Here is a 7,859-nt window from a genome sequence, read left to right as displayed (position 1 = left end):
ACGAATGAGGTACGGGGAAGCTCAATTAACTCGGCACTTAGGACACAAACAACAGAAAACAGGCATGCCCTTGTCACGGCTTTTCTCGCAAAGCATTATTCCGGTGTTGTCGGTTCAGATCTGCGTGATGCCATCGGAACAGTGACGGCCGTCGACCATCACAGCCTGGTGACGGCACATATTAAGCGCGATTTTGGCCAAAGCGTAGGGCATCCGGTAACGGCTCCTTTGGGGACTGTTACAGGCAATGGAGGTGGCAAGTCTGCGTTGATGACGAGCAATCTTGTCAAATTCAGGGGCAATAATATCGGTCAGCCGAATGATGAACCGCTGCGAACGATCAGTGCAGGAGGTAACCATTTTGCCGAGGTCAGGGCTTTTCTTGTTGCTTATTACGGCAGCGACACTGATGGACAGGCTGTCACTGAGCCAATGCGGACTCTTTCGACTCGCGACCGGTTCGGTCTGGTCACTGTATCAGGTCAGCAGTACATGATTACCGATATAGGCATGCGGATGCTTGCACCCCGTGAGCTGTTTCGTGCTCAAGGATTCCCGGATAGTTACATCATCGGCGACAATCCAGATCAAGGTTTAGCATTGACGAAGACAGCGCAGGTCAGGATGTGTGGAAACAGCGTTTGCCCGCCGATTGCTCAGGCTATTGTTGAGGCAAACGTACCGGAAATGAAAGCAACCATAGCAGCATAACAGTAACCATCATGGCAGACTACAGGACAATAAGCTCAGGATTCTGGAAAGATCCATACACCGAGGAACTGACACCTCAAGAGAAGCTTTTTTACCTCTATCTGTTCTCTTGTCCGCACACAAACAATGCGGGGATTTTGCACGTTTCACTTCGCAAGATGGCATTTGAGACAGGTATAAACAGCGTTAAACCTCTGATTAAAAAGCTATGCGATGATGGCAAGCTTGTTGAACGCGAGGGTTATTACTGGGTAGTCAATTTCATCAAACATCAGTCCTCAACATCGCCAAAAATCATACAAAGCATAGCAAAGGCCCTGAAGTCTGTCCCTGTCGCTTTGGCCGATATGGTACTGAAAAGATACAATACCCTATCAATACCCTATGAATACCCTATCAATACCCAATGCATACCCTACGCTGAAAGGGAATTGGAAAGGGAAAGGGAATTGGAAGAGGAAAAGGAATACTCTTCTCCCTCCGAAACCCCTTCTCCGGAACCGGAAAGCAAGAAATCTTTGCCGAAATCCTTTCTGGAGTCGGAGTACAGAAAGGAGGCTTACGAGTTTGCAGACTGGTTTGAGCCGCTGACGGTTGAGTCAGTCAAGTGTGACCGGGATGCATGGGCTCAGGAGTGGGACAAGCTGAGACGTGTCGACGGCAGGGAAAACGTCGATGAGCTACTCCGGGCGATACAGTGGGCTCGAGGTGACCCATTTTGGTCGACCAACTTCTTCAGCCCGTTGAAGCTCCGTAAGCGCAATGATGACGGGGTGATGTACATCGATGTGTTTTTACAGAAGATGCGGAAACAAAATCTATCGAACGATGCAGGAACTACAGCGACGAAAAACGGTAATATCCACGCGATCAACAACGCCAGGGCAATTACGATGTTGCGAGAAAAGCTGGCTTCAGAAGGCGCATCGGGTGTTACTGGTGCAGGCTAAAGACGAGCAACAAAAGCTCGATGCTGCCCGCTGGGTATTGAAGCCGGCAAGTGATGCACTGATCGAGCTGAAGCTACTCGAAATGCAGGCTATGAAAGGCAGGCAGTATGCCGAAGTGGTCGAGAAGCAGTACGGTCAAATCTTTGGTGACACGACGTTCATCGAGGAGGCAATAACCCGGTTGCTGAAAGCACAGAGGATCACAGAAGCCGAGTTGGTAGAGTGGTATGACCTCGCTCTTCGTACCGAGTTTACCGGCGATAAGTTCCAGCCTTTGCCGAGCTTTACCGCATGCACAAAGCTGGTTGAGCAGGCACAGCAAAACGTTCGGCGGTTACACACGGCAGCCGAGGAATTACTTGAGCCCCAACTTCCGACCGAGATCAAACAGATTGTATCACAGACAAAGGTGAAATCGCTCCCGGAACTATTCGAAGAACTCAAAAAGAAACTTGGTGATGAAGAAAGCTGATATCATGAAGATGAGCGATGATCAATTGAGGACGTTAGCCGTTGACCAGCAGCGCAAGATAGACCGGCTTTACAAGTCTCAATTGAAGCTCAAACGAACTGTAGAAGCAAAGCAGGCCGTCATTATGCACCTGCAGAACAACAATATGCGCTGTATTGTCGATGCTGTACAGCGTATGATACCGCTAAAACAATGCAGGAAATGAACTACTATCAACTTGATGCGCCACGGGTCCTTTCTGAAGCCCCCGACTGTGATTGGTTTCGTGAGCGCGGGATTTTTTTAGCCTGAGATGAAAATTTCGGGCGCTTCGGTTTCGCATGTAAATTTTCTAAGTGATTGAAATGAACGGTGTTGCAGATCAAAAGCTTTTTCCTTTCAAAGAAGACTATTCGATAAAGCGGGTATCGACTGAGGAGTTGTCGGCCTTGATGGGCATTACGTCTCGAAGGATCCAGCAGCTTGAGAACGAGCTGCCGTCTTTTCGGGAAGCCAATGTCGGCCGGGGAATGTGGATCTGCGCTCGGGCGATTCAGGCGTATATCGAGTACCGGTTGCAGGGGGCCAAACAGGAAGCGGATAAAGATGAACCGGCACAGGATAAGCTTACGAGGATCAAGGCGGAAAGGGAGGAGTTGCGGCTTAAAGAGGAACAAGGCAAACTGGTTAAAATTGATCTCGTGCATTCAGTCTACAAGGAAATCATGCTCAACGTCAAGACGCAAATACTCATGCTCCCACGGCGGTTGGCGATTATGAAGCTATCATCGTCATTACGGGAAAAAGAGACGATGATCAGCGAAGAGATAGAAAAAGCTTTACAGGAAATTTCAGACAATGGACACCTTAACGGCTGGGAAGGTTCGCAAGAAAGCGAAGACGCTCTATAAGCTGCTTGCGCCTCCACCTCGGGAAACCATTTCGGAGTGGACCGACAAGCACCGCTATACAGACGACGGCAAATATTACGTTGATACAGCGGCGTATCAGCGAGGCCCGATGGATGCACTGAGCGATCCGATGGTTGAAGAAGTTATTATGATGACCTCAGCACAGATCGGCAAGACTGAAATTATTCTGAATACGATCGGACGTTACGTTCATCGCGATCCTTGCCCGATTATGTGGCTTTTGCCGTCGCTGATTATGGCAAAGCAGGTGACGAAATCAAGGCTTGAACCTATGTTCGACGTGACTCCGGCGTTACGCGGTATTCTCGCAGATAAACGGGTGCGGGACGGCAGGAACAGTCTTGACTTCAAAAAGTTTCCAGGCGGGTATATGATTATGGCCGGCGCAAACTCGCCGGTTTCGCTCTCGTCATGGCCGATACGAATCTTGCTTGGTGACGAAATAGATAGATGGGGAAAGCTGATCAAAGCGGAAGGCGATATCCTGATGCTTGCCCGGAAGCGTACTACGAGGTATGCAAGCAATAAGAAAATTTTCCTTGTCAGCACGCCGACTGAAAAAGGTGAATCGCGCATCGAACCGGCGTATAAAGAAACCAACCAGCAGCAGTTTTGGGTGCCGTGTCCGCATTGCGGCGGGTTCCAGACGCTCAAGTTCTTGAATCTGAAATTTGAATACGACAAGGATGCAATCAAGGGTCTGACGCAGGGTGCCGACGAGGCTGATGAATTTGAGTGGAAGCGGAAAGCAATAGCGGAGCACATCCACGCCTGGTTCGTCTGCGAGCATTGCGGGTCGGTGATCGAGCATGAGGACAAACATGATATGGTGCAGTCAGGGGAGTGGCGGGCGAAATTTCCAAAGATTGTTAAACGGCAGGGATTTCACATTTGGCAGGCATACAGTCCGTTTGTTACTTGGGCGGAAACGGCCGCCGAGTTCCTCTACTCTACCGGTTACCCGGACCGAATGCGGGTTTTTACAAACACGGTGCTTGGAGAACTATACGAAGAAAAGGGGCAGCGTTTGGAAGACGCGCCGCTTATGGGTCGGCGTGAGCATTTTCCAAATAAGCTCCCGGAAAAAATTGAAATGGTGACGGTTGGGGTTGATGTGCAGGGCGATCGGCTCGAGTGTGAAATTATCGCTTGGGCTGCTGACGGCGAAAACTGGAGCCTCGATTATCGCATTTTGTGGGGCAATACGCAGCTTTTGGAGACTTACGACCAACTTGAATATGTCTGGGAGATGGAATGGGAACGCCAGGACGGGGCGCTTCTCAGTGTCGATGCTCTCGGCATCGATGTTGGTTACAATCCTACTGAGAAGGGTAATACTGAGAACGTCGATTCAAACGTGATCTATGATTGGGTTGAGTCTGCTTCGAAACTGCACAGAGTTTTTGCAGTCAAGGGAAGCGCCACGCGCGTCGAAGGTGTGGTTAAATGGACCCGCGCCGGCAAGCGACGCCTGAAATTATGGCGTGTGGACGGCGAGCAAATAAAGGATGTTGTGCTCAAGCGTTTGAGGATCGAGCCGGGTAATCCCGGCAGCGCACATTTTCCTTTACATTACGAAAAGCCGTATTTCCTGATGCTGACAGCGGAGGAGAAGAAGCTCAAGGCCGGGCGGCGTGTCTGGGTAAAGGTGCGGGAGCGGAATGAGGCGGTCGATACCAGGCAGTATGCGTATGCAACGTTGCTGATCCTGAAGCCGAAATGGGGGCACATCAAACGGAGGATGGTTGAGCAAAAAGATAGCTTTGAGGATCAGGGTAATGCGTTGAATGGGGAAAGCAAAACGCAGGGAAAAAAGAAACGGTTGAAAGTAAAACGCAGGACAATGAGGAGGTTATAAAACTGCTATGCAGATTTCTGTTCGAAGCAATATCAAGGAGGTTACTCGCAATCTGAGTAAAATGGAGAAGAAGTTTGTGCCAAATGCGACACGGAACGCTATCAATGATACTCTTTTCGGGTTGCGGACGGAGTTTTCAAAGGAAATAAAAAGTGTATTTGATATGCCAGTATCATTTACTACATCAACTAAAGCATGGTACATAGAAAAAGCACAAAAAAGCAAACTGCAGGGTATTTTGCATTTGAAGCGAGCACAGGAAAAATATTTGCAGTATCAAATTTATGGCGGACGTGAAAAGCCTGAAGGAGGTAAAAGAAAAGCAATTCCGGTTCCCCAAGCAAATTACAGGGCTAAACATGGTGGATTAAAAAGAAACTGGAAAGCCATTCTTGACAGACCACAGTATTTTTCCGGAACTGTGAAGAAATTAGGTGGAAAAGGAGAAAGTAGACCTGGTATTTATCTTCGTATAGGTAAAAGAAAATGGAGTAAATCTGAAAAACGAATGGTTGGACAGAAATTCAGACTTGAAGTTGGTTGGGAAGAAATGGCTGATTACAAAAAGCCAAAACTGAATTTAGAGAAAATTAAAGATAGGTATGTTAAAAAGCATTTTTCGAGGATTTTCAGGGAAAAATTAAATTGGTATATGCGAAACAGGATGTGAGCTTTTCCAATCGGGGGTCTGAAAAGCCTTGATATGATTGGCTCTTACAGGTTTCCGGGTTATATGGAACGTCTTTCTTTTCTTCCTATTGCCTTCTTTTTTGTTATTTCGGATTTTTCTTATAAAACAAATCCGAAATGGCTGCAAGTATACCGACATCTACACCTGCCCGACTGATTGCCGGGGATAGCTGGGAATGGAAAATCAGTTTATCCGATTACCCGGCTCCTACCTGGACGCTATCTTATTACCTCGTCAAGTCCGGGACTAATCTTATTACCCTCACCGGCAGTCAGTACGGTTCTTCGGATGATCATCACATCGACATTGCAAAAGAGACTACCGACGATTTTACGGATGGCACGTATAGTTTTCAGGCTGTTGTTACCGACGGCTCTGACCGTAAAGCCGTTGAAACCGGCACGATTGTTATCGAGCCGGATTTCGCGCAGCAAAGCTCCGGTTATGACGACCGGAGTTTTGCCAAAAAGTCTCTCGACGCTATCGAGGCGGTGATTGCGAACCGTGCGTCACAGGCGCAGCAGGAATACCAGATCGCCGGCCGAGCCTTGAAGTTTATGACCATGGAGGAGCTGCTTTCTGCACGCGACCGGTTGCGGGCCGAGTATCTCGCCGAAGAGCGGATGAAAAACGGTAAGTCCGGGATTGGAAGCGTTAAAGTCAGATTCAAGAGCGCGTCATGAGTGATCAGTTACTACAAAACGGCAGGATTGCCGAGCTCTTGAAACAGGGCAGCAATAATGTACATGCTGTGTCGGCTACAAAACATGCCGGTATCGGGTCAAGCAAATTTCCTCGTAACGGCAGCAAACGGCATTTTCTTGCCGGGAGCGCCGACCGTTTAACGCAGGACTGGCCTTCCACCACCATTTCTTCTGACGAGGCTCTATATCGGGACCTGGAAAAGATCAGGGGACGGTCCCGTTGGCTCGCTGACAATAACGGTTATTACAGCAAGTTCATCCAGATGTGCCGGAGCAACATTCTCGGCCCGAAGGGCGTGAGATTGGAAGCCAAGGTGTTGACGGCAAACGGTACTCCCGACAAGGCCGCCAATGCAGCCGTTGAATCCGCATGGAAGGAGTGGGGGAGAAAGGGTAACTGCGTGTTCCGGTCACAGCTTTCAAAAACCAGTCTCGAGCGGGTTATTGTGAACACGGTTCCCCGTGATGGTGAAATATTTTTGCGTAAATGGTTCGGCAAGGGTCCAAATGGGTTTATGGTCGAGGTTATCGACCCTATGCGTGTTCCGGTTGCGCTCAATAGAAAGCTTGGCGATGATGCTGAAATCATCAACGGTATCGAGTACCTCGACGGTGAGGTTGTCGCTTACTGGATCGGAAACCGCGGGATGCGGTATTCCTACAGCGGCGAACAGTACACTCGTGTCGAGGCAAAGTTTATCGAACATCTTTTTGTGCCTCTCTGGGCGGAGCAGAAGCGCGGGTTTCCGTGGATGACGTCGTCTATCCGGCGTATGCATATGCTGGACCGCTACGAGGAAGCCGAGACGATTCAGGCCCGGATCGCTGCGGAAAAAGGAGGGTTTTTCAAAAAGCCTGAATCCGAGCAAGGCGATTACACCGGCGAGGGCGCTGACGACGATTCTGGAGAAGTCGAGTACATGGATTCCGAGGCCGGGGTTTACGGATCGCTTCCCCCGGGCTGGGACTTCGTACAGTTCGACCCGAACCATCCGGTCAATGCTTTCGAAGCGTTTCACAGCAAACTGCTTAAAGGAATCGCTGCGGGCGGTGGTGTGAATTACACGTCTCTGGCAAATGATCTTTCCGATGTGAATTACAGTTCTGCCAGAATCGGCATGCTCGAAGTTCGCGACTTCTGGCGTGAGTTGCAGCAATGGCTCATTGAAAGCTTGCACGAGTCTCTTTATCCCGACTGGTTGTCGATGTCACTTTCTACACAGGCGTTACGTCTTCCGGTATCGATGTACGACCAGTTATTGAGAGTATCGTGGAGGCCAAGAACGTGGAGCTGGATCGATCCGCAAAAGGAGGCTGCTGCTGCAGAGAAGTATCTCAAGATGAGGATCACAACACTTTCCGAGCTTGCAGCCGAGCGCGGACAGGATATCGAGGACGTGTTTGACCAACTCCAGAAGGAATTGCAGATGGCTAAGGATAAAGGCATTGACTTGAGCGAGTATTTCGGCAACGATAACAGCGACGACGCTGTTCGGCAGCTCATCAGGAAAGCGCTGAACGGCCACGCTAAAATGGTTGATAATGACTATTGATACTGAAAA

The 7,859-nt window shown here is 49.3% G+C and carries 9 protein-coding genes; all 9 read left to right on the top strand.

The annotated features are described in order from the left end of the window. The coding region (locus QZ209_RS03475; RefSeq protein WP_294344714.1) for a DNA cytosine methyltransferase at positions 1–711 on the top strand (711 nt) is incomplete at its 5' end. Positions 712–722: 11 nt separating this feature from the next. Next, positions 723–1,661, top strand: a complete 939-nt coding sequence (locus QZ209_RS03470; protein WP_294344713.1) for a hypothetical protein — start codon at positions 723–725, stop codon at positions 1,659–1,661. After that, a complete protein-coding gene (locus QZ209_RS03465) occupies positions 1,642–2,133 on the top strand; it encodes a hypothetical protein (RefSeq protein WP_294344712.1) in 492 nt (163 codons plus the stop codon). Before QZ209_RS03470 ends, QZ209_RS03465 begins: the two co-directional genes overlap by 20 nt. Beyond that, the gene (locus QZ209_RS03460; RefSeq protein ID WP_294344710.1) at positions 2,120–2,338 is read left to right on the top strand and encodes a hypothetical protein; all 219 of its coding nucleotides are present in this window, start codon (positions 2,120–2,122) and stop codon (positions 2,336–2,338) included. The genes QZ209_RS03465 and QZ209_RS03460 overlap by 14 nt, the downstream gene beginning before the upstream one ends. A 139-nt stretch (positions 2,339–2,477) precedes the next feature. After that, the gene (locus QZ209_RS03455; protein ID WP_294344708.1) at positions 2,478–3,023 is read left to right on the top strand and encodes a hypothetical protein; all 546 of its coding nucleotides are present in this window, start codon (positions 2,478–2,480) and stop codon (positions 3,021–3,023) included. Then, on the top strand, positions 2,971–4,902 hold the full coding sequence (locus tag QZ209_RS03450) for a terminase gpA endonuclease subunit (RefSeq protein WP_294344707.1): 1,932 nt from the start codon (positions 2,971–2,973) through the stop codon (positions 4,900–4,902). Before QZ209_RS03455 ends, QZ209_RS03450 begins: the two co-directional genes overlap by 53 nt. Positions 4,903–4,909: 7 nt before the next feature. Beyond that, positions 4,910–5,572 (top strand): hypothetical protein, encoded by a 663-nt coding sequence (locus QZ209_RS03445; RefSeq protein WP_294344706.1) that lies wholly within the window; start codon positions 4,910–4,912, stop codon positions 5,570–5,572. Between the two features lie 137 nt (positions 5,573–5,709). Then, complete coding sequence (locus QZ209_RS03440) at positions 5,710–6,276, top strand: hypothetical protein (RefSeq protein ID WP_294344705.1); 567 nt, start codon at positions 5,710–5,712, stop codon at positions 6,274–6,276. Continuing rightward, complete coding sequence (locus QZ209_RS03435) at positions 6,273–7,850, top strand: phage portal protein (RefSeq protein WP_294344703.1); 1,578 nt, start codon at positions 6,273–6,275, stop codon at positions 7,848–7,850. The genes QZ209_RS03440 and QZ209_RS03435 overlap by 4 nt, the downstream gene beginning before the upstream one ends. Positions 7,851–7,859 lie beyond the last annotated feature (9 nt).

Origin of the sequence: Prosthecochloris sp., from assembly GCA_015482705.2 — a bacterium.
Classification (GTDB): Bacteria; Bacteroidota; Chlorobiia; order Chlorobiales; family Chlorobiaceae; genus Prosthecochloris.
Note: the sequence above shows the minus strand (reverse complement) of the source record. Positions and strands in the feature narration are given on the sequence as shown.